This window comes from Sphingomonas sp. G-3-2-10 (genome assembly GCF_012927115.1).
Classification (GTDB): Bacteria; Pseudomonadota; Alphaproteobacteria; order Sphingomonadales; family Sphingomonadaceae; genus Sphingomonas.
In genome coordinates this window covers 2,417,001-2,437,875 of sequence record NZ_JABBFY010000001.1, presented here as the reverse complement: position 1 = coordinate 2,437,875, position 20,875 = coordinate 2,417,001, and the positions used below count along the sequence as shown (strand labels likewise).

Here is a 20,875-nt window from a genome sequence, read left to right as displayed (position 1 = left end):
CCCGCGCTTGAGCTTAAACTCAGCGGGAGACACACATGATCGGCAAGGCAATCGCAGGCTGGATCGGCCACGCCATCGACAAGCGAGACGGCGAGGGCGGGACGCTCGGCGCACTCACCGGCGTCGCGGTGTACGAAACCGGCAAGCGCGTCCTGCCCGCCGCAATCCTGATCGGTGGCGGCGTGCTGCTGGCCCGCTACCTCCGCAATCGCTTCGCCGGGGACGCGCCTGCGCTGGAGGCAGCGGAGTGATTCGCTCCCTCCTCGCGGCCTTTATCGGCAACCGGATCGACCGCCGCGACGGCCGCGGCGGCATCAAGGGCGCGCTGTTCGGAGTCGCAACCGATCGCGTGGTGCGGCGCGGCGGGCGGTTCGGCTGGCTGCTGCTCGGGATTCTGGGCGTCTGGCGGCTGTTTTTCCGCCGCCGGACGCGAACCCGCTACTGGTAGGGCGCGACTCGGCTTGACGCGCGCCCGACTCCTCCGCCACTAGCGCGCATGGCCGAGCACCCCGAAGATCCCCACGGTTTCCGCAGACGGGGCGTGCTGTTCGTCCTTTCCTCGCCTTCGGGCGCCGGCAAGTCGACCATCGCCCGCAAGCTGCTGAAGGCCGATGACGGTCTCGATATGTCAGTGTCCTACACCACGCGCGGCATCCGCCCGGGCGAGGAAGACGGCAAGGATTATCACTTCACCGATACCGACACGTTCCGCGCGATGGTCGCGAACAACGAGTTCCTGGAATGGGCGCACGTGTTCGACCAGCGCTACGGCACGCCCAAGGCGCCGGTGGATGCGATGCTGCGTTCGGGCCGCGACGTGCTGTTCGACATCGACTGGCAGGGTGCGCAGCAACTGTTCCAGCTGATGGGCGGCGACGTGGTGCGGGTGTTCATCCTGCCGCCGTCGATGAAGATTCTGCACGAGCGGCTGACCAATCGCGGCACCGACACCACCGAAGTGATCGATCGCCGCATGGCTCGCGCCAATGCCGAGGTCAGCCACTGGGACGGCTATGACTATGTGCTGGTCAACGACGATGTCGAGCAATGCTATGACTGCGTCCACACGATCCTGAAGGCCGAACGGCTCAAGCGTTCGCGCCAGACGGGCTTGATCGGATTCATCCGGGGGCTCAACAAGTAGCCTCCTGAACAGGGGAGGTTACAATGCCCAGACTGTTGCTCGGTGCGGTGCTCGGCGGCATCGCCATGTGGTTCGTCGGATTCGTCTTCTGGGGCACGCCGCTCAGCTGGTTCGCGCTCAGCGGCACCACGGACACCACCACCGCCGCGCTGCAATCGGCGCTCGCCCAGCATCTCGGTTCGCTCGGCACCGGTGCCTATCCGGTGCCCTGGCCCGGCACGGCGATGGGCACCCAGCTTTACGGGCAGGGGCCGACGGCGATGATCTTCTTCAACACCAGCGGCTTCGCCAATCCCGACGGCGGCTCGCTGATCGGCGGGCTGATCCTCGCGATTTTCTGCGTGCTGGTCGCAGGCATTGCGCTGCGCATGGTCGCGGGCAGCATGAGCTTTGCCGCGCGGCTGAAGCTGGTGGCGATCACCGCGGTTGCGGTCACGGCCTATTCCGATCTCGGCCAGCCGATCTTCAACCATATGCCCTGGGGCTATTTCACCTATCTGTGGATCAGCGACGTCGCATCGTGGATCGCGGCGGGTGCGGTGCTGGCATGGGCGCTGCCGCGGAACCTCGCACCGCCCCCGGAAGCCTGAGCGCCGGATCCCTCCGGTTGACACGGTTGACACCAATATCGCGAAAAACCGGCCTTCCGCGAAAACGGGATTCCGGTGCGACTGACCTGTCAAAGAGCGGAGCGGATTCGTGCTCCGCTCGTGGCGAGTTGAGCGGATGAAATCCAACATTACAAGGGATTGGCGCTCAGGATCACTCCTCCCCCGCAGGGGGAGGTGGCATGCGTGAGCATGACGGAGGGGAATTGACCCGAAGCGGCATCGCCCGTGGATAATCGCCTCCACCGCTTCGCGGTCCCTCTCCCCCTCCGGGGAGGATTTAAGGGGCGAACTGCCGATCCGGCTAGAGCAGCGAGAGAAACCGCGCGCCCGCGTCGAAATCGGCGCGGTGCGCGTCGCGGGCCTTGGTGGCGAGATCGTCCTCGCCCCACATTTCCTCCTGCCACGCTTCGTCGATCTGCGCGGCGGTCCACACCGTCTGGGCGTCCGCCGCGCCTTCGATCAGCGCCAGTGCGGCGACCAGCGAGCCGCTGACCGTTACCACCGGCGAAAGCCCCGCCAGCCGGAAGGGATCGAGCGCGTGCACTGCTTCGCTCAGCCGCGCGACGGTCGCTTCGGGTTGCGCCTTGTGCATCACGCCCGCCGCAGTCTCGAAATGTACGTCATAGCGCCCACGCGCCCAGTCGAGCAGCGGGTCCCATGCCGCCTGTTGCCGCTCGACCAGAGGCTCGGGCAGTTCGGCGCGATAATAGAGCAGGTCGCTTTCGCCATAGGCGGCCAGACTCGCCGCGAAGGTTTCGCGGTCTGCGGCGATCCGGTCGATCGCGGCATTGGCGAGGCCGGTCAGCGGCATGGCGCGCGGATCGATCGTCTCGCCCACGTCGCGCCATTCCTGCGCCACGGCTTCGGCCAGTTGCGGCGTCGGCAGCGTCAGCGGCGCGCGGCCGGGGGTGCGCACCGGGCGTCCGTCGAGCGCGATCCCGCCATCCTCGACCGTCACTTCCTTCCAGAATCGCTTCATGCTTCGGGCGGACTCTTCCATTTGGCGGCCATCGCCTTGGGCACGACGGCCATCACATATAATGCCGACAGCACGATCGCGCCGCCGAGAATCTGCCCGTACCAGTCGATCGACCGGCCGGCGATGACGAGGCCGAAAAAGGCGCCCGCCGCGCCCACCAGGTTGACGCCGGTCATCATGAAATAGCGCTTTTTGGCCAGCGCTTCGGCTTCCGCGTCGGTCATAGACCCTCCAGATGAGGCGGAAGGGCGCTGGCATGTTCCGCGACATGATGAGCACCGGCCTCGCGCAATTCATGAGCGGTGTGGTAGCCCCATGCAACACCTAATGCATGCGCACCCGCCGCGCGGGCCATCGCCATGTCGAAGCTGGTGTCGCCGATCATCACTGTCGTCTCGGGCCCGGCGCCCGCTTCGGCCATTGCCAGTTCGAGCATCGAGGGGTGCGGCTTGCTCGGGTGACGATCGGCGGTCTGGAGCGTGACGAAGCGATGCGTCAGCCCGTGATGCGCGAGGATCAGCGCAAGCCCACGATCCGATTTGCCCGTCGCGACGCCGAGCAGCCAGCCATTGGCGTCGAGCGTCTCGAGGGTCTGGGCGATACCATCGTACAGCGGCTCGGGATCGAGTGTGCCCGTCTGGCGCAGCGCGTGGAAGGCGCGCTTGTAATCCTCGGCGAGTATCTCGTGCAGCCGGGCGTCGGCTTCGGGCAGCAATTGCGCGATGGCTGGAACGAGGCTGAGGCCGACGATCCGCCGGATGTCGTTCCGGGAAGGCGGATCGAGCTTCGCCACCGAGAAGCACTCTTCCATCGCGCGGCAGATATTGACCTGGCTGTCCACCAGCGTGCCGTCACAATCGAATACAGCGAGGCGGTTCATTCCGGATTCCGCATCCAGTGCGCGATGGCGCGGCGGCCCTGGGCTTCCAGCGCGTCGGCGGCGGAGAGGCGCGCGGGATCGGTCTTGTTCTGGCCGAGCTTGCGCGTGCCGCGCCATGCGGCGACTTCCAGCCGGTAGCCTTGAATCGCGTTCAGCATCATCTCGATCTTCTTTGGATCGCTCTTGGCGCGGCTCCACTCTGGCTTGGGCGCTAGGCGGGCTTCCTGCTCGTGGCTGAGCGCGTCGATCTGCGCGATCAGTTCCTCGCGCTCCATCTTCACCATCCGGCCTTCAAGCTCGACCGCGACATAGTTCCAGGTGGGGACTTCATCGGGGCCGAGGCCGTACCAGTCGGGACTGACATAGGCGTCGGGCCCGTGGACGGTGAACAGGCCCGTCGCCCCGTCGAGGTGCCGGGCGATGCCGTTGCCGCGTGCGATGTGCAGGCCGAGCGTCGTGTCGTCGAGCCACACCACCGGCATATGCGCGACGCGCGGCCCGTCCGGCGTGGCGGCGAACAGCGCGCCGAAGCCTGCCGCGCGCACGAACGCGCGCATCGCGTCGCGGTCTTCCCAGCGGAACTTGGGGTTGGGGTGCATCAGCGCTTCGAAGTAGCGCCGCTACCCCGGCCGCGCCGTTCGCCGCGCCGCTCCTTGCGGATCGTCTTGGCATGCGCCTTGGCCTTGGCCTTGAGCTGCTCGCGGCTGGGCGGCGGCGGGCCGTCGTCCATCGCCATCGCATTGCCCAGCGAAATGTCGAAGCCGAGCGTCTTCATCGATTCGGCGAAATGGCTCGGCAGATCGGCGGTCACGTCCAGCGTGCCGCCATCGGGATGGTCGATGCGGATGCGGCGGGCGTGAAGGTGCATCTTGCGGCTGATCCCGCCGGTCAGGAACGCTTCCTGAAGCCCGTATTTGCCGTCCCCCACGATCGGGTGGCCGATCGCCGCCAGATGGACGCGAAGCTGATGGGTGCGGCCGGTGAAGGGCTGAAGCTCGAGCCATGCGGTGCGGCTGCCCGCCTGTTCGATCATCCGGTAGCGGGTGCGCGCGGGCGCGCCTTCCTTCATGTCGACATGCATCTTCTCGCCGCCGGTGCCCGGCTGCTTGGCGATCGGCAGGTCGATGATGCCGTCCTCGATCTCGGGCACGCCGACGACCAGCGCCCAATAGACTTTCTTGGCGGTGCGGGTCGCGAAATTCTTGGCGAAGAAGCCGGCCGCGCGCGACGAGCGTGCCAGCACCAGCGCGCCCGACGTATCCTTGTCGAGCCGGTGGACCAGCTTGGGCCGGCCTTCGGCTTCGTACTGGAGCGCGTCGAGCAAGCCGTCGACATGTTCGGTCGTGCCGGTGCCGCCCTGCGTGGCGAGGCCCGGCGGCTTGTTGATGACGAGCGCCGAGGCGTCCTTGTGGATCACCATTTCCTGCGCGAACTCGATCTGCTCCGGGGTGAGCGGCACGCGGGGACGCTCGCGCTTGGGCGGGGTGGCGGTGGTCGCCTTGACCGGCTCGGCCGGAGGGACGCGGATCACCTGTCCCGCCGAGATGCGGTCGCCCGGCGTCGCGCGCGCGCCATCGACGCGCAGCTGGCCGGTGCGTGCCCAGCGCGAGACGGTGTTGAAATTGGCGTCGGGCAGATGCCGCTTGAACCAGCGGTCCAGCCGGATGTCGTCATCGTCCGCGCCGACGGTGAACTGGCGAACGTCGTTGCTGCTCATGCGATTGCCCTTGTAAGCGTCAGGCCCAGCGCCAGCGCCGCGACCGATCCGATCACCGATACCAGCGCATAGCCGGTTGCGGCGATCCAGTCGCCGCGCTCGATCATCCCCATCATGTCGAGCGAGAAGGCCGAAAATGTCGTGAAGCCGCCGAGCACGCCGACGCCGACCAGCAGCCGCCACGGCTCGCTGGCTTCATATTTTGCGAGGATGCCGACCAGCGCACCCATCAGCAGCCCGCCGATCAGGTTCACCGCCAGCGTGCCATAGGGATAGTCGGGCCCGAACCACGCCAGCGTGGCACGGCCGGTCAGGTACCGCGCCGCGGTCCCGAAGGCACCGCCGAGCATGACGAGAAGAAGATGTGGCATGCCGCGCCCGTTAGCGCGGAATGGAATTTTATTACACCCCTTTCACAGCAGGGTGCCGCGGCCCTCCAGCGTCAGCAGCAGCTGCTTGGCTTCCAGCCCGCCGGCAAAGCCGGTCAGCGATCCGTTGGATCCGATCACCCGGTGGCACGGCGCGATGATCGAGATCGGGTTGCGGCCGTTCGCCGCGCCCACCGCGCGGACCGCTTTCGGGCGGCCGATCTGGTGCGCGATCTCGGCATAGCTGCGCGTTTCGCCGAAGGGGATGGTGAGCAACGCGGCCCAGACGCTCTTCTGGAAATCGGTCCCGGCGAAATCGAGCGGCACGCTGAATTCGGTCAGCTCGCCCGCGAAATAGGCCGCGATCTGGCGCTCCGCTTCGATCAGCACGGGGTGGTCGCGATCCTCCCGCGTTTCGCCAAGGGGGACGCGGCCGGCGCGCTCATTCTCCCACAGGATCGCGGTCAGCCCCTTCGGGCTCGCCACGAGGGTGAGGGTGCCGACGGGCGATGTCATGGTTCGGGATGCGTAGGTCATGCCGCCTCTATGGCGCATGGCGGGCAATCGAAAAATCCGGCGCTTGCGATCAAAGCGCGGGATCAGATCCCGTTATTCGCCACCAGATCGATGTCCGTCCCGCCATCCTGACGCGCGGTCAGATAGAGGACGTAAGCACCGCCGTCGCGATCGCGGGTGCCGCCCAGGATATGCTCCTGACCGTCAACCTGATGCTCCGACGTGTAACCGGCGCGGACGGCCTTGGTATAATACCAGTCGAGCAGCACCTGCATCGGCTGCGACGCCGAGAAGCTGACCACGCGCAGCGCGCACTGGCCGCCCTGCGTGCCGGCAGCTTCGGTCACGCGCGCCTGCGGGAACAGGGGGAGGTCGGCGGGCAGGCGCTGGGCCCAGCCGGCGCCATATTCGACGTTCGCGGCGCAGCTGCCGGTCTTGCCGCCCTGACGCGCGGCGAGGCCGCCCAGCGTCACGCTTTCGCGTCCGGCGGCGCATTCCTTGCAATCCTTGGTGGCGGTGGTCGGCGCGGGCGCCTTCATCATATCGCCCAGGCTGGCGGTGTCGGTGTTGGCCGCGACGCCATCGGCCGGCAAGCCGGCCGAATAAGGCTGGCCGGGTGGACGGACCGAATCGCCATTGGCCTGCTGGCCCAGCGACGGATCGACCATGATCTGGCCCTGCAGCGCGCTCGCCAGTTCGGGATCGACGCCATTGGCGCTGACGGCCTCGTCCTCGACAGCCGTGTTGCCGCTGCCGCACCCGGCCAGCGCGAGCGGAAGCACGACGAGAAGATAAAAGCCGATCCGGCGGACCATTTAGGGACGCTCCTGTGTGAGTGTCCGTCATCGCCGAGGAAGGTTAAGGAAGGATTGGGAAACGCGGTTAACCGGCAAAAATCGCGTTAACCATGCGGAACCGGAACGGCGGCGCAACGTTCATTTTTGCGGCAGGACTGTATTATCTTGCCAACACACTTGCTTTGGGGCATAACCGGACCATGCTGAACATCCTCTCGATCCTCTTCGGTATCATTGCGGGCCTGATCGCCTTTATCGGCATCTTCCCCATCCCGCTGCTTCCGCTGGTCAACTGGATCGCATTGCCGATCGCGATCGTGGGCGCCGCGCTGGGTGCGATGTCGAGCAGCAATGGCGGACGCAACCTGAACCTGATCATCATCCTGATCAGCGGCCTGCGCCTGTTCCTGACCGGCGGCATCATCTGATCCTGACATGAAAAAGGACCCGGCGGTTTCCCGCCGGGCCCCTTCCTTGCCTGCGTGAGCAAGTCTTGGCAGTCGCGTCTTAGCGGCAGCGAACCTGGCCGCGATCCACCGACGAACCGATCGCCGCGCCGACACCGGCGCCGAGCAGCGTCGCGATGGTCGAATCGCGGCCGTTCGACAGGGCGTTACCGAACAGACCACCGGCTACAGCGCCGACGACCAGACCGGTCGAGCCGTCCGAGCGGCGGCAATAATAGCGGCCGTCACGGCCACGATAGACCCGGTCGTTCCGGGTCAGGCGGCGCTCGCGATAGTAGCGGCCGTCGCGATAATAATCGTCGGCATAATAGCCGCCGCGCGGCGGGCGGTTCCAGTCGTAGCGACGGCCTTCACGCCAGTCGCGGCGTGCGTCGCGGCGGCGGTCCTGACGGGCGTCGCGGATATTCTCGCGATATTCGCGCTGTGCTTCGCGCAGCTCGCGGGGATTGTCGGCGTTGCGCACGTCGCGGCGATATTCGCGCTGTGCGTCGCGGACGTCCTCGCGATATTCGCGATTATAGCTCTGGGCCATTGCCGGCACCGCCGGCAGCGTGACGGCCGCGATGGCGGCGGCCAGAAGGATACGCATCGATCCACTCCTGATGATTGCGGGTGGAAAGATAACGTCCCGGCGCGGCACAGGGTTGCGTGAACCCGAAACTACCTTCCGTTCATCGGAGAGACAGGTCCGGAAATCGTCAGCGGATCGTGGCCAGCCTTTCGGCAAGCGGATAGGCCAGCAGCAGATCGCTGTCCTCGCTGGCTTCCACGACACAATCGCCGGTCAGCGTCAGGCATTGCCCCGCATGCCATTCGACGCCGTCCGCGGTGCCATGACCGGCGACGGGCACGAACCAGCCGGGCTCGCCTTCGGGCAGAGTGAAGCGATAGCTGCCGCCCTTCCAGCGCTCGAGCACGAATTTCGGGCCTTCGGCCAACACGAGACGATCCGGATCGGGATTGGCCGGCGCGGGCGGCGGCACGAACGGCTTCGCGTCTGCGGCGTCGACCGCTTCCTCCAGATGCAGCTCGCGCGGGCGGCCATAATCATAGAGGCGGTAGGTCAGATCGACATTCTGCTGAACCTCGATCACGGTCAGGCCCGGCCCGATCGCATGGACGGTGCCTGCCGGCGAATAGATGAAATCGCCTGCCTTGACCGGCTTCCAGTCGAGCAGATGCTCGACCGAACCGTCGAGCGATGCGGCGCGCAGTTCGTCCCTGGGCACCGGGCGGATCGTGCCGAGCCCGATCGTCGCGTCGGGATCGGCGGCCAGCACCACCCAGCATTCGTCCTTGCCGCGGCGATAGCCGGCGCGGCGCGCGGTTTCGTCGTCGGGATGGACCTGGACCGACAACTTCTCGCTGGTGAACAGATATTTGATCAGCAGCTCGGGCGTCTTGCTGTCGGGCGTCTGGAACCAGACTTCGCCGACCGGCTCGCCATCGGGCGCCGGATCGGGGAAGCCGGGCCACAATTTCATGCGGCCCCAGGGCTTTTCGACGCGATGGGTGGTGAGCAGCGTGGCGGGCACTTGGGTCCTCCGGGGAGCGGCGATGGCCTGCCTCCCGCCGTGCGCGGGAGGAAGCCAAGGCTGACTACAACAATATCTTGTCGCAACGCACCATCCCTGTCTTGCGATCCCGCCCCAAAAAGGCCCCGAAAAGGCCGCGTGAATCCAGTTGTTCGGCGGGAACTCGCTGCTAAGAAAGGCGCCATGCGTTATTCCATGACCCGCGCGATCGCGCTGACCACGCTCGCTGCCATCGCGCTTCCCCTTGCCGGCTGCGCCGGTCGCAGCAATGCGCGCGCCGATACGCCCTATGTCGCGCGCGACGTGGGAACGCTGTATTCGGCGGCGAAGAAGCGGCTCGACCAGCATCAGTACAAGCTGGCCGCTGCGCTGTTCGACGAGGTCGAGCGCCAGCATCCCTATTCGGTCTGGGCGCGCCGCGCGCAGCTGATGGGCTCGTTCAGCTATTATCTGAACAAGGATTATCAGGAATCGATCCAGTCGGCGCAGCGCTTCCTTGCGGTGCACCCGGGCAACCGCGACGCGCCCTATGCCTATTATCTGATCGCGATCAGCTATTACGAGCAGATCAGCGACGTGACGCGCGACCAGAAGATCACCCAGCAGGCGCTCGACGCGCTGGGCGAACTGACCCGCCGTTATCCCAATTCGCGCTATGCCGCCGATGCCCGCCTCAAGATGGATCTGGTTCGCGATCACCTTGCCGGCAAGGAAATGGAGATCGGCCGTTTCTATCAGGTGCGCGGCCAGTGGCTGGCGGCGTCGCTCCGCTTCCGCACCGTGGTCGACCAGTATCAGATGACCACGCACACCCCGGAAGCGCTGATGCGCCTGACCGAAACCTATCTCGCGCTCGGCATGCCCGATGAAGCGAACAAGGCCGCGGCCGTGCTCGGCGCCAATTATCCGGGCACCGACTGGTATGCCCGCGCCTACAAGCTGATGGGCGACAATCAGGACAAGCTGGCCGCGGCTCGCAAGTAAGGTTGCTCGCTCACTCTTTCGTTTCCCTTTCGTTCCTGTAGAAGGGCGGAAGAATGCTGACTGCGCTTTCCATCCGTGACGTGGTGCTGATCGAGGCGCTGGACCTCGAATTCGGCGAAGGTCTTGGCGTACTCACCGGCGAGACCGGCGCCGGCAAATCGATCCTGCTCGACGCGCTCGGGCTCGCGCTGGGCGGGCGGGGCGAGAGCGGGCTGGTGCGTCAGGGTGCGGCGCAGGCAGTGGTGACCGCCAGCTTCGATCTGCCCGCGACCGGCGCGGTGGCCGAGTTGATGGCCGAGAATGGCCTTGATTTCGACGCCAGCGAACCGCTGATCGTCCGCCGCATCGTCAAGGCCGATGGCGGCAGCCGGGCTTTCGTCAACGACCAGCCGGCTTCGGCGGGGCTGCTGCGCGAGCTTGGGCCGCATCTGGTCGAGATTCACGGCCAGCACGACGATCGCGGCCTGCTCAATCCGCGCGGGCATCGCGACCTGCTCGACGCCTTTGCGAAGGCAGATACGGCGAAGGTGGGCGCGGCGCATCGCGCATGGCGCGCGGCGGCGGATGCGCTGGATGCGGCGCGCAGCGAACAGGACAGCGCCGAGCGCGACCGCGACTGGCTGGAACATGCCGTCGCCGAATTGCGCGCGCTCGCGCCCGAGCCGGGTGAGGAAGATCAGCTCGCGGAACGCCGCGCGCTGATGCAGCGGGGCGAGAAGATCGCGACCGAACTCCAGTCGATCGCCGATCTGCTCGAAGGATCGGACGGCGCGCTCAGCCGGTTGCGGCAGGCGGCGCGCATCCTCGAGCGCGTGTCCGGGGATCATGAGGCGCTGGCCGACGCGCTGGCGGCGATCGATCGCGCGATCAACGAAGGCGCCGAAGCGCAGGACAGGGTCGATGCCGCCGCCGAGGCGCTGGCGTTCGATCCCGCCGCGCTGGAAAATGACGAGGCGCGGCTGTTCGAGCTGCGCGGCGTGGCGCGCAAGCATCGCGTCCAGCCCGACGATCTCGCCGCGCTGGCCGAGGAACTGGGCGGCAAGCTCGACCGGCTGGAAAGCGGCGGGGCGGGCATTGCGAAACTGGAACTGGCGGTGGAGGAATCGCGCCGGGCCTATGTCGAGGCGGCGCGTGCGCTGTCGGAAGTGCGGACGCAGGCCGCGACGCGGCTGGATCTCGCGGTCGAAGCCGAACTCAAGCCGCTCAAGCTCGACGCCGCACGCTTCCGCACCCTGGTCGAGCCGCAGGGCGAAGCCGGCTGGGGACCGGGGGGCATGGACCGGGTCGAACTGCTCGTCTCGACCAACCCCGGCGCGCCCTTCGCGCCGCTGATGAAGATCGCGTCGGGCGGCGAATTGTCGCGCTTCATCCTCGCGATGAAGGTGGCGCTGGCCGAAGAAGGCGGCGCGCGGACGCTGATCTTCGACGAAATCGATCGCGGCGTCGGCGGCGCGGTGGCCAGTGCGATCGGCGACCGGCTGGCGCGGCTCGCCGGCACTGCGCAATTGCTGGTGGTGACGCACAGCCCGCAAGTCGCGGCGCGCGGTGCACGGCATCTGCTGATCGCCAAGAGCCATGACGGCACGGTCACCCGTACCGGAGTGACGCCGCTCGACGCGAGCCAGCGGCGCGAGGAGATTGCGCGGATGCTGTCGGGCGCGACGGTGACCGACGAAGCGCGCGCGCAGGCGGAGCGGCTGCTGGAAGTGGCTTGAGGGTGACTGCTGTCGAACCCGTCTGGACAGTGGTGGCCAATATGAATCGAGAGCTACGCGGACCTAAGGCGGATGGCGGCACTTTCACCGGCACGCGGATGTTCAGCGCGGGTACGCGGCCATACGTTGGCGAAATCTACGAAGGCATGGGTGAGGCAGGGCATGTCATCGGCATGCACCGTGCGTCGAAAGAGCTGGTCAATTGTGTCGTGCGACTGCTGTTGCTCGATGATGTACGCGTCAGCCTCGAATACTCGCCGGGGCGCATCAACGCGTTACGACGGCTGAAAGCGCAGATATTCTCAGACCGCGAGGCGGCAGAGGCACTGGCGCGATACGTCAAAGGATGGGTGTACCGGAACCTGAGTGATCGCGAGCGCAAACGCATTGATCGCATCGACGAGCAAGCCTCCAACTAGCCGATCAGCTTCCCCAGCGCTTCCAGATACGCCGCGAACGCCGTTCGCCCCTTCTCCGTGATCCGCGCGCGGGTGAGCGGCTTGCGGTTCAGGAAGCTCTTCTCGATCTCGATATAACCGGCTTCCTCCAGCTTGCGCAGATGCACCGAGAGATTGCCCTGCGTCGCTTGCAGCAGCGCCTTGAGCTCGTTGAAATCGGCGGCTTCGGCATCGACCAGATACGCCATGATCCCCAGGCGCATCCGCCCGTGGATCACGTCGTCGATCTGTCCGATATCGAAAGCCCCCACGCGATCAGGCCGCTTGCCGGCCGGCGCGCATCAGGATCCAGCCGGGCAGCGCCATCAGTCCCAGCAGCGCGGCGGCAAGCACCAGCAGGAACGGCACGATCAGCGTCTCGTCGCCGAGCCCGAGCATCACCGCCAGCACCAGCGATGTCGCGAACCATCCGGCGGAGACCAGGCCGTACAGGCCCCGCCGCCGCACCGCGAAGGCGATGTACCAGACGGTGCCCTGCACCACGCAGATCATGATCGGGTGGAGCAGCCAGGTGCCCATATTCTGGGTGCGGTACGCCAGCCAGCCGAAGATCAACGCGGTGGTCATCGCCGCCAGCCCGCCGCCGCCGAACGCCGCGTTGATCGCGCGGGTGCCGACGCTGTGCTGGCTCCGGCCCCGGTCGCGGATGGTGATGCGCGTGATCAGTATGATGAAGATCACCGTGGGCAGGATCCCTGCCGTCAGATGGACGAGGACCGGCACCGTCATGCCGGTCGCCAGGATCGCCTGAACAAGGCACTGGATGCCGTAACAGGCGCCACCCGCGAGCAGCGCCTGTCCCAGCGAATCCTGCACCTGTCCGCTCTCGCTCATCAGCGCGCGGACGAAGGCGAGATCGTCGCGTGCGGTTTCCGCCCGGTCCTTCATGCCGCCTGCATCTCCATCCCCGCTGCCGGCTTGCGCCACGGCAGCTTGCGCCCGTTGAGCCACTTGCCGATCCAGCTGTGGCGCACGAGCAGGTGATAGCTGGCGAGCAGGATAAGGAAAGACGCAGTGATCACGATGCCCCATTTGGCCAGCGCGGGCAGGGGCAGGGTGAACACCATCACCTGCAACGCCATCACCACCGGCAGGTGGATCAGATAGATCCAGTAGGACGCATCGGCGACATAGCGGATCGCGCGATTCTCGGCCGTGAGGAAGTGAAGCGCCGCGCCGATCAATCCCAGCGTCCAGGTCCACACCGCCAGCGCATAGCAATAGGCGTACGCGCTCTTCAGATCGCCTTCGGGCATGGGCGTCACGATCGAGATGCCGTCGATCATGATGCAGCAGGCGATGGTCAGCGCCACCGAGCCGATCAGATGCACCGGCCACCAGCGCTTGAGCGAGCCGAGCAGCACCGGCTGGCGCTGGAGCAGCCAGCCGAACGTGAAAGCCGTGCCATAGGCGATGGTCGCGGCGATATTGGGGACCAGCCCGGTGTCGGGCGTCGGGATGCCGCCCCAGGCGAACCAGTTGCTCTTCGCCGCCAGCGCGATCGACAGCGGCACGGCGAGGACGATCGCACCCGCCGGCGTCGCCAGCAAGCCGCGCATCGCGCCGTCCACCGGACCCGCGCGCAGGCTGCCCTTGCGGTCGATCACCGACGCGATCCCACGGATCGCCAGCGCCGCGACATAGAACAGAGTCAGCAGATAGAGGAACCAGAGATGGGTTAGCGGGAAGGTGGCGATCGTCAGCGGCGGAGGCGGCGGGCCGTCGGTCGGCAGCGTTCCGCCGTTCATGACTGCCGCCCCCCAGATGAAGCAGGCGATGATTCCCGCCATCACGATCGTCCAGAAGCTCAGCAGCGGCATGACGATGCGAGTGACGCGATTGCGGACAAACCCGCCGGTTCCGCGCCGTTGGAGCAGCATCCGCCCGAAATAGCCTGCGATCACGAAGAACGCCGCCATGCGGAAGATGTGCGCGACATAGCCGGCGGTGGCGATCGCTTCGCTCGGCGTGTCGCGTACCACCCAGATCTGCGGGCCGGGCAGGAAGGACAGGCTGGCATGGAATGCCACGCCCAGCAGCAGCGCGCCAGCGCGCACGGCGTCGAGAGCGTGGAGGCGCTCGGATGCGCCGGAATTCGCTTCGGGACTGGTCATCGCATTCTCCGCGGCCTGCGCCGCGCTCCCCGCGAGCGCCCTCGGCCTCATCGAATCGCGATATACACCAACAAGTTTATAATTCAAACTGGTCTATCAGATTAGGGCTGGGCGGCGTCGAATCGGGGCTATCCACCGGCAAACAATACGAACGTGGAACGATCAGCCGCCCGGGGCATTGGACCGGCCTGTGGGGAACCTGAACGAACTGCTCAGGGTTGCGACAGGCTGCGACACTAAAACGGGTTTTGCGTCACATCGATGCGACAAGCGATGCCCATAAAGGTGTCAGGCCGCAGGGGCGGTCGAGTTTTGTAAGAGGAGACACACCATGAAGAAGTTCACCATCCTGCTCGCCGGCCTCGGCATGGCTGCGACCGCGATCCCCGCCACCGCGATGGCCGCGCCGGCGCCGAACCACGGCTATGACTATGGCTACAATCAGGGCGGCGCATGGCAGAACATCAATGCGCGTCAGAACCGCATCGAGAGCCGCATCAATCAGGGCATCCGCTCTGGTGCGCTCAGCCGTTCGGAAGCAGCCCGTCTGCGCGCCGAGTTCCGCGAGATCGCTCGTCTCGAAGCCCGCTATCGCGCTTCGCGCCCCGGCCTGACCCTGGCCGAGCGCCGTGATCTGGACCGTCGCTTCGACTCGCTCGAGCGCCGCATCCGGATCCAGAAGAATGATCGTGACCATCGCGGCGATCATGGCCGCCCGCACCGCCGCTAATCGCGACGGACAAGCGAACGACAAGGGGCTCCGCCAGCAATGGCGGGGCCCTTTTCGTTATGCGCCGCAGCGCATCGCGTTGGAGAAGCCGAGCCAGCGGATCTGCGCCACACCCTCGCGGTCGTACATCACCGAGAGCGGCGCGCGGTTGGGTTCGCCCGGCGAACTGATCCGTACGCTGGCGGACAGGAAGGTCACGCCCTCATAGCTGCGCCGCATCCGGATCGGGCCTTCCCAGCAGGCCGAATAGGAGCAGATCGAGAGTTTGTTGCCGGTTCGCCGCAACTCCATCGGCGTGAAGCTTTCCGTCTCCACTTCGCAACCGGTCGAGACGCAGCGGATTTCGGCGCCGGTGTTGCGGCAATGAAAGTCCTGCGCGAGCGCCGGGAACGGCGCGAGCAGCAGGGCGGCGATGGTGAGGATGCGCATCTGCGCAGGTTAGCGCAGCGGCTTCCCGCTGTCGCGCCATCTGTCGAGGATCTGCGATTCGTCGCCCTGCGCTGCCGCCGTCGTCGCGACGGGTGCGGCGGAGGCGAAGCCCGGCTTGGCCTTGCCGCTGTCGGCATATTCGGGGCGGATCAGCTCGCGCGGCGTCTGCGCCGGGGTGGCAACCGGGGTCGGCACCGGAACGGGCGTGGCGACCTGCGTCGCGCTGGGATGCGGACCCGGCAGCGGTTCGCTGCCGCGATAGCGCTGGGTGAAGGCGGCGGCGGTGCCCCAATAACCCTTCCAGCGATGGAAGAAGTGCGCGCCATAAACGCCGGTCATCACCAGGGTGCGGTTCCACGACGGGGTAACCGCATAGGTGTGATAGTGTGTCGCAAGGCCGACTGGCGCGAACACGCTGCCGTTCAGCGCCGAAGCCGCCACCTTTTGCGCGCGCAGCCATGCAGTGCGCGAGGGCGTCCGCGCCATCGATCCGTCGCAGGCGTAGCTGAACTGGCAGCCGCGCCGCTCGCTGCCCTGATAGATCACGCCACACACCGTCGCCGGGAAGGTCGGATGGCGCACGCGGTTCAGGATCACCTGCGCCACCGCGCGCTGGCCATCATCGGGCTCGTTCGCGGCTTCGTAATAGATGGCGGTGGTCAGGCACTGGAGCGCGCGGGCCTTGTCCACTTCGCTGCCGGCGAGGCGGAAGGGCTGGGCGGGACGGATCGATTCGTCGATCACCGCGCCGGCCGGAATGGGGATGTCGGGCAATGCGACGGTGCCGGTGGCGCCGGCCATCGCGACGTCTTCGGCGGCTTCGGCCGAATCGTCGGCGACGGCGGTGTAATATGCGGCGCCGGGGAAATGGTCCTCGGCTTCATAGCCGGTCTCGACGATCTTCGGCTTCACCGCGCCGACCGCGCCGGGCCCGAGTGCCTGCGCGGAAAAGCCGGCCCCGATCAGCGATGCAATCGCCGCCGCTGCCAGCCCCCGAGCCTGCATCCGTGTGAAACGCCGCCAGAACAAGCGCCAAAGCCCCGCTTTACCCGGAACCCGACAAAGGCTCCGCGGACGCGCGGCATAGCGGTTTTCATGAAGGTTTTCGTCCCCCGATTTTCGACTGTGCCGGGGCGAAACACTTGATGGTTAAGGTAATTTTAGTGATGTGATCCGCGCGGGAACAGCAGCAGGATCGCTGTCAGGTTGATCGCCATGCACCCGATCAGCAGCGGCGCGACAGGCCGTCCCGGCACGAGATAGCTGGCCAGCGCGATCGAGAAGACGCCCAGCGCATAGGCATTGGCCGCGAGCAAAGCGGACGGCGCGATCACCCGCGGAAGCAACGCCGCGATCACCAGCGCCGCGCCCAGCGCGAGATCGGCGACCTTGAACAGCGGCGCGGTCATCGTGCCTTCCAGCACCTGCCAAGCAGTGCCGGCGCCGACGAGGATCGAGAGGAGGCGGAGGACGAGAAGCATCCCGCCAGCCTACTAGCTCTCCGGCTTGCCGCAATAGCTGGCGCGGAAGTCGTTCGCGAACACCGCCAGCCGCCCTTCGCCGATCGCCTGGCGCAGATCGGCCATCAGGTGCTGATAGAAATAGAGGTTGTGCTCGGTCATAAGCATCGCGCCCAGAATTTCGCCCGCGCGCACCAGATGGTGGAGATAGGCGCGGCTCCAAGTGCTGCAGACCGGGCAGGGGCATTGGGGATCGAGCGGCCCCTGATCCTCGCCGAAGCGCGCGTTGCGGATGTTGATCGGGCCGGTGCGGGTAAAGGCCTGTCCGGTGCGTCCGCTGCGCGTGGGCAGCACGCAATCGAACATGTCGATCCCGCGCTCGACGGCACCGACGATGTCGTCGGGCTTGCCCACGCCCATCAGGTAGCGCGGCTTGCGTTCGTCGAGCTGGCCCGGCGCATAATCGAGTACCCCGAACATCGCTTCCTGCCCCTCGCCGACCGCGAGGCCGCCGACCGCATAGCCGTCGAACCCGATATGCTTCAGCGCATCGGCGGAGGAGTTGCGCAGACCCTCGTCGAGCGCCCCTTGCTGGATGCCGAAGATCGCATTGTTTTCAGCATGTTCGCCGCCGGAATCGAAGCCGTCGCGGCTCCGCTGCGCCCAGCGCATCGAGCGTTCCATCGCAGCCGCCTGCACGTCGCGGGTCGAAGTGGTGGGCACCAGCTCGTCGAACGCCATGACGATGTTCGAGCCGAGCAGCCGCTGGATCTCCATCGAACGTTCGGGGCTGATCAGGTGCTTCGATCCGTCGAGGTGCGACTTGAACGAGACGCCTTCCTCGCTGCGCTTGGTCAACTCGGCCAGGCTCATCACCTGATAGCCGCCGGAGTCGGTCAGGATCGGCCGGTCCCATCCCATGAATCCGTGCAGCCCGCCGAGGCGGTGGACGCGCTCGGCGGTGGGACGCAGCATCAGGTGATAGGTGTTGCCGAGCAGGATGTCGGCGCCGGTCGCGCGCACGTCCTGCGGCTTCATCGCCTTGACGGTGGCGGCAGTGCCGACGGGCATGAAGGCGGGCGTGCGGATATTGCCGCGGCGCATGGCGATCTCGCCGAGGCGCGCCTTGCCGTCGGTCGCATGGATGGTGAAGTGAAAGCGGGGAGGCATGACGCGCCCTTGCCCCGTTCGGTGCCGGAGCGCAACTTGGGCGCCATGACCAACCTGTTCGCCGACCTGCCCGATGCCCGCGCGGGCGAAGTCTTCACCGAATTGCTGACGCGCCCCGGCGTCCGCCTCGAACGCATCGTTTCGCGCGGCCAATCGACTCCGGCCGACGCGCCGATGGTGCAGGATGCCGACGAATGGGTGCTGCTGCTCGAAGGCGAAGCGGGCCTGCGGATCGAGGAGTCAGTGGAAATCGTGCTGAAGCCTGGCGATCATCTGCTGATCGCGGCGGGCCAGCGGCATTGGGTGACCTTCACCGCGAAGGATCGGCCCACCGTCTGGCTGGCGCTGCATCTGGGCTAGGGCGCGTACCGCTCGACGATTTCACGAAACAGCGCTTCGGCGGCCTCGCGCATTTCTGGCGTGGTGACCGGCCGCTCGGAATCGGTAAGCGCGCGCTGCGTCGCTTCGAACTCTTCGCTCACGAAAGCGCGGACCGGCTCCGGCATTGGAATGCTGCCCAGTTCGAGCGCCTTCGCCTTGGCTTCGATCAGTGCGTTGGCGACCGCCGCCAGCGCTTCGGGCGGATCGGATTCGGCCATCAGCGCCTGGAAACGCATCGGCGCGACGCGCTCGCCGGGATGCAGCCGCAGCCAGCGCAGCGCCATCGCCGGGCGCAGCGCATAGAACAGCTTCTTGGCGGCGATCTCGGCATCGCCGGCATGAGGCAGCCACTGACGCTGGCCAAGATACCAATAATGCCGCCGCACCGCGTCGCGATCGACATGCCCGGCGATGAAGGCGAGCAGCAGTTCCCGGAACCCGGGATCGAACCGGTAGTGGATCGGCGACTGCAGCCATTCGATCGCGATCGCATTGCCCTTGAGCAGCAGCTTGATCAGCTTTCCTGCGTCCCAGCCATTGACGTCGAGCACTGCGTCCAGCGGCGTTTCGATCACGTCGCGCGGCGGCCACGGCGTCACATAGGCATCGCGCGCGCGGACATAGATGAAGCGGCAATCATAATCGCTGTCGGGCGAGGGAAAGCCCCATGCCCGGCTGCCGCTTTCGATCGCATGGGGAATGGCGATGCCCTGCGCGACGATGCCGTCGAGCCGGGCCTGTATCGCTTCGACGACAGCGGAATCGAACGATGCTGGAATCGTCACCGGTGTGCGGCAACATAATCGAGGATGTCCTGCGGCGAGCGGAACAGCGCGTCGGGTTTCATCTTCACCAGCAGCTTTTCGGCGGCATAGCCCCACAGCACCGATCCGGCGCGCATCCCCACTTCGCGCGCGGCGTCCACGTCGCGGGTCTCGTCGCCGATCGCCAGCGCGTTGCCCGCCTCGATGCCCAGCTTGCGCAGCACCTTGCGGAACTTGGGCGCCTTGCCGAACAGCGACGAGCCGCAGGCGAACCAGTCGATCTGCGCGGCGTGGCGGGCCCCCAAGATGCCGCGCGCATTGGCTTCGGAATTCGACGTGACCAGCGCGATCCGCACGCCCATCGCCCTTAGCTGCTCGAGCATGTCGGGCGTGCCGGGAAACAGCTCGATCTGGCCGACATTGCGGCCGACGAGCCGCCGGACATACCAGGCGAGGAACGGCATCTTCCAGCGTGCGATGCCGAGATATTCGATCACTTCGCGCGAGCTGCGGTTGCGCAGCATCTCGACTTCCTCGGGCTTCACCGTGCGGAAGCGAAAGGCGCGCGCGAGGTCGTCCACGACCGACAGGAACCAGTCGCCGCTGTCGCACAGGGTGCCGTCGAAATCGAAGACCACCAGCCGGATCGGCGTGCCCCGCGTCTCAACCATGCGCGTGTCCGTGCGAATCGCCGTGGTCATGGTCATGATCGTGACCCTGCGAATGGTCATGCCCGTCGCCATCGGAATGGCCGTGTCCGTGCATCCGGCATTCCGCGCCGTCGCCCAGTTCGATCTGGATGGTGATGTGGTCGATCCTGAAATCGTGGGCGAAGCGATGCTGCAGGTCGATCAGGAAATCGTCGCCGGGATGGCCGCCGGGCATCACCAGATGCGCAGTCAGCGCCGCCTCGGTCGTGCTCATCGGCCAGATATGGAGATCGTGCACCCGCTTCACGCCGGGCAGGGCAGCCAGCGTCGCCTGGACCTTTTCAGGATCGATCCCGCGCGGCACCGCGTGCAGCGCCATGCCCAGCGCTTCGCGCGCAAGGCCCCAGGTGCTCCACAGGATCACCGCGACGATGATCAGGCTGAGCACCGGATCGATCCATTCGGCGCCGGTCAGCAGCATCAGTGCGCCGCCCACCACGACCCCGGCCGAAACCGCGGCATCGGCGGCCATGTGGATATAGGCGCCACGGATGTTGACGTCGTCCTTCTGCCCGCGCGCGAAGAGCATCGCGGTGCCCAGATTGATGACGATGCCGATCCCCGCGACGATCATCACCGTGCCGCCGGGCACCTGCGGCGGATCGCCGATCCGGTGGAACGCTTCGATCGAGATCGCCGCGACGGCGATCAGCAGCAGCACGGCGTTGGCCAGCGCGGCAAGGATCGAGGAACCGCGCAGGCCGTAGGTGAAACGCTTCGACGGCGGCCGCTTGGCCAGTTCCGCGCCGCCCCAGGCGATCAGCAGTCCCAGCACGTCGGACAGGTTGTGGCCCGCATCGGCCAGCAGCGCGACCGAATCGGTCAGGATGCCCGCCGTGCCCTCCACCGCGACGAAGCCGAGGTTGAGCACGGTGCCGATCGCGAACGCGCGGCCGAAATCGGCCGGCGCGTGATGATGATGGTGATCGTGGTGCGCGCCCATGCT

30 protein-coding genes are annotated in these 20,875 nt (G+C 66.6%); 10 read left to right on the top strand and 20 right to left on the bottom strand.

Features of this window, described 5'->3' with window-relative positions:
* Positions 1-35: 35 nt before the first annotated feature.
* The 4 genes from HHL13_RS12340 to HHL13_RS12325 are packed head-to-tail and all read left to right on the top strand — an operon-like array spanning position 36 to position 1,734.
* Positions 36-251: a hypothetical protein gene (locus tag HHL13_RS12340; protein WP_169555946.1), complete on the top strand. Its 216-nt coding sequence runs from the start codon at positions 36-38 to the stop codon at positions 249-251.
* A complete protein-coding gene (locus HHL13_RS12335) occupies positions 248-448 on the top strand; it encodes a hypothetical protein (protein ID WP_169555945.1) in 201 nt (66 codons plus the stop codon). Before HHL13_RS12340 ends, HHL13_RS12335 begins: the two co-directional genes overlap by 4 nt.
* A 48-nt stretch (positions 449-496) precedes the next feature.
* Positions 497-1,144 (top strand): guanylate kinase, encoded by a 648-nt coding sequence (gmk, locus tag HHL13_RS12330; RefSeq protein ID WP_169555944.1) that lies wholly within the window; start codon positions 497-499, stop codon positions 1,142-1,144.
* A 23-nt stretch (positions 1,145-1,167) separates the two neighbouring features.
* Positions 1,168-1,734: a hypothetical protein gene (locus HHL13_RS12325; protein WP_169555943.1), complete on the top strand. Its 567-nt coding sequence runs from the start codon at positions 1,168-1,170 to the stop codon at positions 1,732-1,734.
* A gap of 322 nt (positions 1,735-2,056) precedes the next feature.
* On the opposite strand, the gene HHL13_RS12320 is transcribed toward HHL13_RS12325, so the two are convergent.
* The 8 genes from HHL13_RS12320 to HHL13_RS12285 form a co-directional block, all read right to left on the bottom strand.
* Entirely contained in the window at positions 2,057-2,734 is a 678-nt protein-coding gene (locus tag HHL13_RS12320; protein WP_169555942.1) for an ATP12 family protein, read from the bottom strand.
* Positions 2,731-2,958, bottom strand: a complete 228-nt coding sequence (locus HHL13_RS12315) for a hypothetical protein (RefSeq protein ID WP_169555941.1) — start codon at positions 2,956-2,958, stop codon at positions 2,731-2,733. Before HHL13_RS12315 ends, HHL13_RS12320 begins: the two co-directional genes overlap by 4 nt.
* Positions 2,955-3,614, bottom strand: a complete 660-nt coding sequence (locus HHL13_RS12310) for an HAD-IA family hydrolase (RefSeq protein ID WP_169555940.1) — start codon at positions 3,612-3,614, stop codon at positions 2,955-2,957. The genes HHL13_RS12315 and HHL13_RS12310 overlap by 4 nt, the downstream gene beginning before the upstream one ends.
* On the bottom strand, positions 3,611-4,213 hold the full coding sequence (locus HHL13_RS12305) for an FMN-binding negative transcriptional regulator (protein WP_169555939.1): 603 nt from the start codon (positions 4,211-4,213) through the stop codon (positions 3,611-3,613). Before HHL13_RS12305 ends, HHL13_RS12310 begins: the two co-directional genes overlap by 4 nt.
* Positions 4,213-5,331, bottom strand: a complete 1,119-nt coding sequence (locus HHL13_RS12300; RefSeq protein WP_169555938.1) for an RluA family pseudouridine synthase — start codon at positions 5,329-5,331, stop codon at positions 4,213-4,215. The genes HHL13_RS12305 and HHL13_RS12300 overlap by 1 nt, the downstream gene beginning before the upstream one ends.
* Positions 5,328-5,702, bottom strand: coding sequence for a fluoride efflux transporter CrcB (gene crcB / locus HHL13_RS12295; RefSeq protein WP_169555937.1), 375 nt, complete (start codon positions 5,700-5,702; stop codon positions 5,328-5,330). The genes HHL13_RS12300 and crcB overlap by 4 nt, the downstream gene beginning before the upstream one ends.
* Positions 5,703-5,744: 42 nt before the next feature.
* Positions 5,745-6,236, bottom strand: coding sequence for a methylated-DNA--[protein]-cysteine S-methyltransferase (locus HHL13_RS12290; RefSeq protein WP_169555936.1), 492 nt, complete (start codon positions 6,234-6,236; stop codon positions 5,745-5,747).
* 62 nt (positions 6,237-6,298) lie between these two features.
* The gene (locus HHL13_RS12285) at positions 6,299-7,030 is read right to left on the bottom strand and encodes a hypothetical protein (RefSeq protein ID WP_169555935.1); all 732 of its coding nucleotides are present in this window, start codon (positions 7,028-7,030) and stop codon (positions 6,299-6,301) included.
* Positions 7,031-7,212: 182 nt separating this feature from the next.
* On the opposite strand from HHL13_RS12285, the gene HHL13_RS12280 reads away from it, so the two are divergent.
* The gene (locus tag HHL13_RS12280) at positions 7,213-7,440 is read left to right on the top strand and encodes a hypothetical protein (protein WP_169555934.1); all 228 of its coding nucleotides are present in this window, start codon (positions 7,213-7,215) and stop codon (positions 7,438-7,440) included.
* A 79-nt stretch (positions 7,441-7,519) separates the two neighbouring features.
* On the opposite strand, the gene HHL13_RS12275 is transcribed toward HHL13_RS12280, so the two are convergent.
* Both HHL13_RS12275 and HHL13_RS12270 read right to left on the bottom strand, forming a co-directional pair.
* The gene (locus HHL13_RS12275; protein ID WP_169555933.1) at positions 7,520-8,068 is read right to left on the bottom strand and encodes a glycine zipper 2TM domain-containing protein; all 549 of its coding nucleotides are present in this window, start codon (positions 8,066-8,068) and stop codon (positions 7,520-7,522) included.
* A 109-nt stretch (positions 8,069-8,177) separates the two neighbouring features.
* Positions 8,178-9,014 carry a class I mannose-6-phosphate isomerase gene (locus tag HHL13_RS12270; RefSeq protein ID WP_169555932.1) on the bottom strand — a complete coding sequence of 279 codons (837 nt, stop codon included), beginning with the start codon at positions 9,012-9,014 and terminating at the stop codon, positions 8,178-8,180.
* Positions 9,015-9,197: 183 nt separating this feature from the next.
* On the opposite strand from HHL13_RS12270, the gene HHL13_RS12265 reads away from it, so the two are divergent.
* Genes HHL13_RS12265 through HHL13_RS12255 form a run of 3 tightly spaced genes read left to right on the top strand, consistent with a single transcriptional unit; the run spans position 9,198 to position 12,132 of the window.
* A complete protein-coding gene (locus tag HHL13_RS12265) occupies positions 9,198-9,998 on the top strand; it encodes an outer membrane protein assembly factor BamD (RefSeq protein WP_169555931.1) in 801 nt (266 codons plus the stop codon).
* Between the two features lie 53 nt (positions 9,999-10,051).
* Entirely contained in the window at positions 10,052-11,713 is a 1,662-nt protein-coding gene (gene recN / locus HHL13_RS12260; RefSeq protein WP_169555930.1) for a DNA repair protein RecN, read from the top strand.
* A 32-nt stretch (positions 11,714-11,745) separates the two neighbouring features.
* A complete protein-coding gene (locus tag HHL13_RS12255) occupies positions 11,746-12,132 on the top strand; it encodes a hypothetical protein (RefSeq protein WP_169555929.1) in 387 nt (128 codons plus the stop codon).
* Here HHL13_RS12255 and HHL13_RS12250 read toward each other — a convergent pair.
* From HHL13_RS12250 to HHL13_RS12240, 3 genes are read right to left on the bottom strand one after another with little or no spacing between them, the layout of a single operon-like run.
* Entirely contained in the window at positions 12,129-12,422 is a 294-nt protein-coding gene (locus HHL13_RS12250; protein WP_346775548.1) for a transcriptional regulator, read from the bottom strand. The two genes, HHL13_RS12255 and HHL13_RS12250, sit on opposite strands and share 4 nt — an antisense overlap.
* Positions 12,423-12,426: 4 nt before the next feature.
* A complete protein-coding gene (locus HHL13_RS12245; protein WP_169555928.1) occupies positions 12,427-13,059 on the bottom strand; it encodes a hypothetical protein in 633 nt (210 codons plus the stop codon).
* Positions 13,056-14,336 carry an acyltransferase family protein gene (locus tag HHL13_RS12240; protein ID WP_169555927.1) on the bottom strand — a complete coding sequence of 427 codons (1,281 nt, stop codon included), beginning with the start codon at positions 14,334-14,336 and terminating at the stop codon, positions 13,056-13,058. Before HHL13_RS12240 ends, HHL13_RS12245 begins: the two co-directional genes overlap by 4 nt.
* 280 nt (positions 14,337-14,616) lie before the next feature.
* Between HHL13_RS12240 and HHL13_RS12235 the strand changes: the two genes are divergently transcribed.
* Entirely contained in the window at positions 14,617-15,015 is a 399-nt protein-coding gene (locus HHL13_RS12235; protein ID WP_169555926.1) for a hypothetical protein, read from the top strand.
* Between the two features lie 57 nt (positions 15,016-15,072).
* Here HHL13_RS12235 and HHL13_RS12230 read toward each other — a convergent pair whose 3' ends face one another.
* The 4 genes from HHL13_RS12230 to tgt form a co-directional block, all read right to left on the bottom strand.
* The gene (locus tag HHL13_RS12230; RefSeq protein ID WP_169555925.1) at positions 15,073-15,444 is read right to left on the bottom strand and encodes a hypothetical protein; all 372 of its coding nucleotides are present in this window, start codon (positions 15,442-15,444) and stop codon (positions 15,073-15,075) included.
* Positions 15,445-15,453: 9 nt separating this feature from the next.
* Positions 15,454-16,449 (bottom strand): cell wall hydrolase, encoded by a 996-nt coding sequence (locus HHL13_RS12225; protein WP_169555924.1) that lies wholly within the window; start codon positions 16,447-16,449, stop codon positions 15,454-15,456.
* A gap of 155 nt (positions 16,450-16,604) precedes the next feature.
* Positions 16,605-16,925 carry a hypothetical protein gene (locus HHL13_RS12220; RefSeq protein ID WP_169555923.1) on the bottom strand — a complete coding sequence of 107 codons (321 nt, stop codon included), beginning with the start codon at positions 16,923-16,925 and terminating at the stop codon, positions 16,605-16,607.
* Between the two features lie 12 nt (positions 16,926-16,937).
* On the bottom strand, positions 16,938-18,074 hold the full coding sequence (tgt, locus tag HHL13_RS12215; RefSeq protein ID WP_169555922.1) for a tRNA guanosine(34) transglycosylase Tgt: 1,137 nt from the start codon (positions 18,072-18,074) through the stop codon (positions 16,938-16,940).
* A gap of 45 nt (positions 18,075-18,119) precedes the next feature.
* On the opposite strand from tgt, the gene HHL13_RS12210 reads away from it, so the two are divergent.
* Positions 18,120-18,434, top strand: a complete 315-nt coding sequence (locus tag HHL13_RS12210; protein ID WP_169555921.1) for a cupin domain-containing protein — start codon at positions 18,120-18,122, stop codon at positions 18,432-18,434.
* On the opposite strand, the gene HHL13_RS12205 is transcribed toward HHL13_RS12210, so the two are convergent.
* Genes HHL13_RS12205 through HHL13_RS12195 form a run of 3 tightly spaced genes read right to left on the bottom strand, consistent with a single transcriptional unit; the run spans position 18,431 to position 20,872 of the window.
* On the bottom strand, positions 18,431-19,240 hold the full coding sequence (locus tag HHL13_RS12205) for a nucleotidyltransferase domain-containing protein (RefSeq protein ID WP_169555920.1): 810 nt from the start codon (positions 19,238-19,240) through the stop codon (positions 18,431-18,433). The genes HHL13_RS12210 and HHL13_RS12205 overlap by 4 nt on opposite strands.
* On the bottom strand, positions 19,237-19,890 hold the full coding sequence (locus HHL13_RS12200; RefSeq protein WP_169555919.1) for an HAD hydrolase-like protein: 654 nt from the start codon (positions 19,888-19,890) through the stop codon (positions 19,237-19,239). The genes HHL13_RS12205 and HHL13_RS12200 overlap by 4 nt, the downstream gene beginning before the upstream one ends.
* Positions 19,883-20,872, bottom strand: coding sequence for a cation diffusion facilitator family transporter (locus HHL13_RS12195; RefSeq protein WP_169555918.1), 990 nt, complete (start codon positions 20,870-20,872; stop codon positions 19,883-19,885). Before HHL13_RS12195 ends, HHL13_RS12200 begins: the two co-directional genes overlap by 8 nt.
* Between the last annotated feature and the right edge of the window lie 3 nt (positions 20,873-20,875).

Bases quoted from the DNA above. Each gene is read 5' to 3' on its own strand.
- HHL13_RS12240 (WP_169555927.1), bottom strand. From the start codon at position 14,336: ATGAGGCCGAGGGCGCTCGCGGGGAGCGCGGCGCAGGCCGCGGAGAAT.
- HHL13_RS12210 (WP_169555921.1), top strand. From the start codon at position 18,120: ATGACCAACCTGTTCGCCGACCTGCCCGATGCCCGCGCGGGCGAAGTC.
- HHL13_RS12230 (WP_169555925.1), bottom strand. From the start codon at position 15,444: ATGCGCATCCTCACCATCGCCGCCCTGCTGCTCGCGCCGTTCCCGGCG.
- HHL13_RS12285 (WP_169555935.1), bottom strand. From the start codon at position 7,030: ATGGTCCGCCGGATCGGCTTTTATCTTCTCGTCGTGCTTCCGCTCGCG.
- HHL13_RS12225 (WP_169555924.1), bottom strand. From the start codon at position 16,449: ATGCAGGCTCGGGGGCTGGCAGCGGCGGCGATTGCATCGCTGATCGGG.
- HHL13_RS12315 (WP_169555941.1), bottom strand. From the start codon at position 2,958: ATGACCGACGCGGAAGCCGAAGCGCTGGCCAAAAAGCGCTATTTCATG.
- tgt (WP_169555922.1), bottom strand. From the start codon at position 18,074: ATGCCTCCCCGCTTTCACTTCACCATCCATGCGACCGACGGCAAGGCG.
- recN (WP_169555930.1), top strand. From the start codon at position 10,052: ATGCTGACTGCGCTTTCCATCCGTGACGTGGTGCTGATCGAGGCGCTG.
- HHL13_RS12320 (WP_169555942.1), bottom strand. From the start codon at position 2,734: ATGAAGCGATTCTGGAAGGAAGTGACGGTCGAGGATGGCGGGATCGCG.
- HHL13_RS12245 (WP_169555928.1), bottom strand. From the start codon at position 13,059: ATGAAGGACCGGGCGGAAACCGCACGCGACGATCTCGCCTTCGTCCGC.
- HHL13_RS12195 (WP_169555918.1), bottom strand. From the start codon at position 20,872: ATGGGCGCGCACCACGATCACCATCATCATCACGCGCCGGCCGATTTC.
- HHL13_RS12275 (WP_169555933.1), bottom strand. From the start codon at position 8,068: ATGCGTATCCTTCTGGCCGCCGCCATCGCGGCCGTCACGCTGCCGGCG.
- HHL13_RS12340 (WP_169555946.1), top strand. From the start codon at position 36: ATGATCGGCAAGGCAATCGCAGGCTGGATCGGCCACGCCATCGACAAG.
- HHL13_RS12235 (WP_169555926.1), top strand. From the start codon at position 14,617: ATGAAGAAGTTCACCATCCTGCTCGCCGGCCTCGGCATGGCTGCGACC.
- HHL13_RS12300 (WP_169555938.1), bottom strand. From the start codon at position 5,331: ATGAGCAGCAACGACGTTCGCCAGTTCACCGTCGGCGCGGACGATGAC.
- HHL13_RS12280 (WP_169555934.1), top strand. From the start codon at position 7,213: ATGCTGAACATCCTCTCGATCCTCTTCGGTATCATTGCGGGCCTGATC.
- gmk (WP_169555944.1), top strand. From the start codon at position 497: ATGGCCGAGCACCCCGAAGATCCCCACGGTTTCCGCAGACGGGGCGTG.
- HHL13_RS12305 (WP_169555939.1), bottom strand. From the start codon at position 4,213: ATGCACCCCAACCCCAAGTTCCGCTGGGAAGACCGCGACGCGATGCGC.
- HHL13_RS12310 (WP_169555940.1), bottom strand. From the start codon at position 3,614: ATGAACCGCCTCGCTGTATTCGATTGTGACGGCACGCTGGTGGACAGC.
- HHL13_RS12220 (WP_169555923.1), bottom strand. From the start codon at position 16,925: ATGCTTCTCGTCCTCCGCCTCCTCTCGATCCTCGTCGGCGCCGGCACT.
- HHL13_RS12325 (WP_169555943.1), top strand. From the start codon at position 1,168: ATGCCCAGACTGTTGCTCGGTGCGGTGCTCGGCGGCATCGCCATGTGG.
- HHL13_RS12290 (WP_169555936.1), bottom strand. From the start codon at position 6,236: ATGACCTACGCATCCCGAACCATGACATCGCCCGTCGGCACCCTCACC.
- HHL13_RS12265 (WP_169555931.1), top strand. From the start codon at position 9,198: ATGCGTTATTCCATGACCCGCGCGATCGCGCTGACCACGCTCGCTGCC.
- HHL13_RS12200 (WP_169555919.1), bottom strand. From the start codon at position 19,890: ATGGTTGAGACGCGGGGCACGCCGATCCGGCTGGTGGTCTTCGATTTC.
- crcB (WP_169555937.1), bottom strand. From the start codon at position 5,702: ATGCCACATCTTCTTCTCGTCATGCTCGGCGGTGCCTTCGGGACCGCG.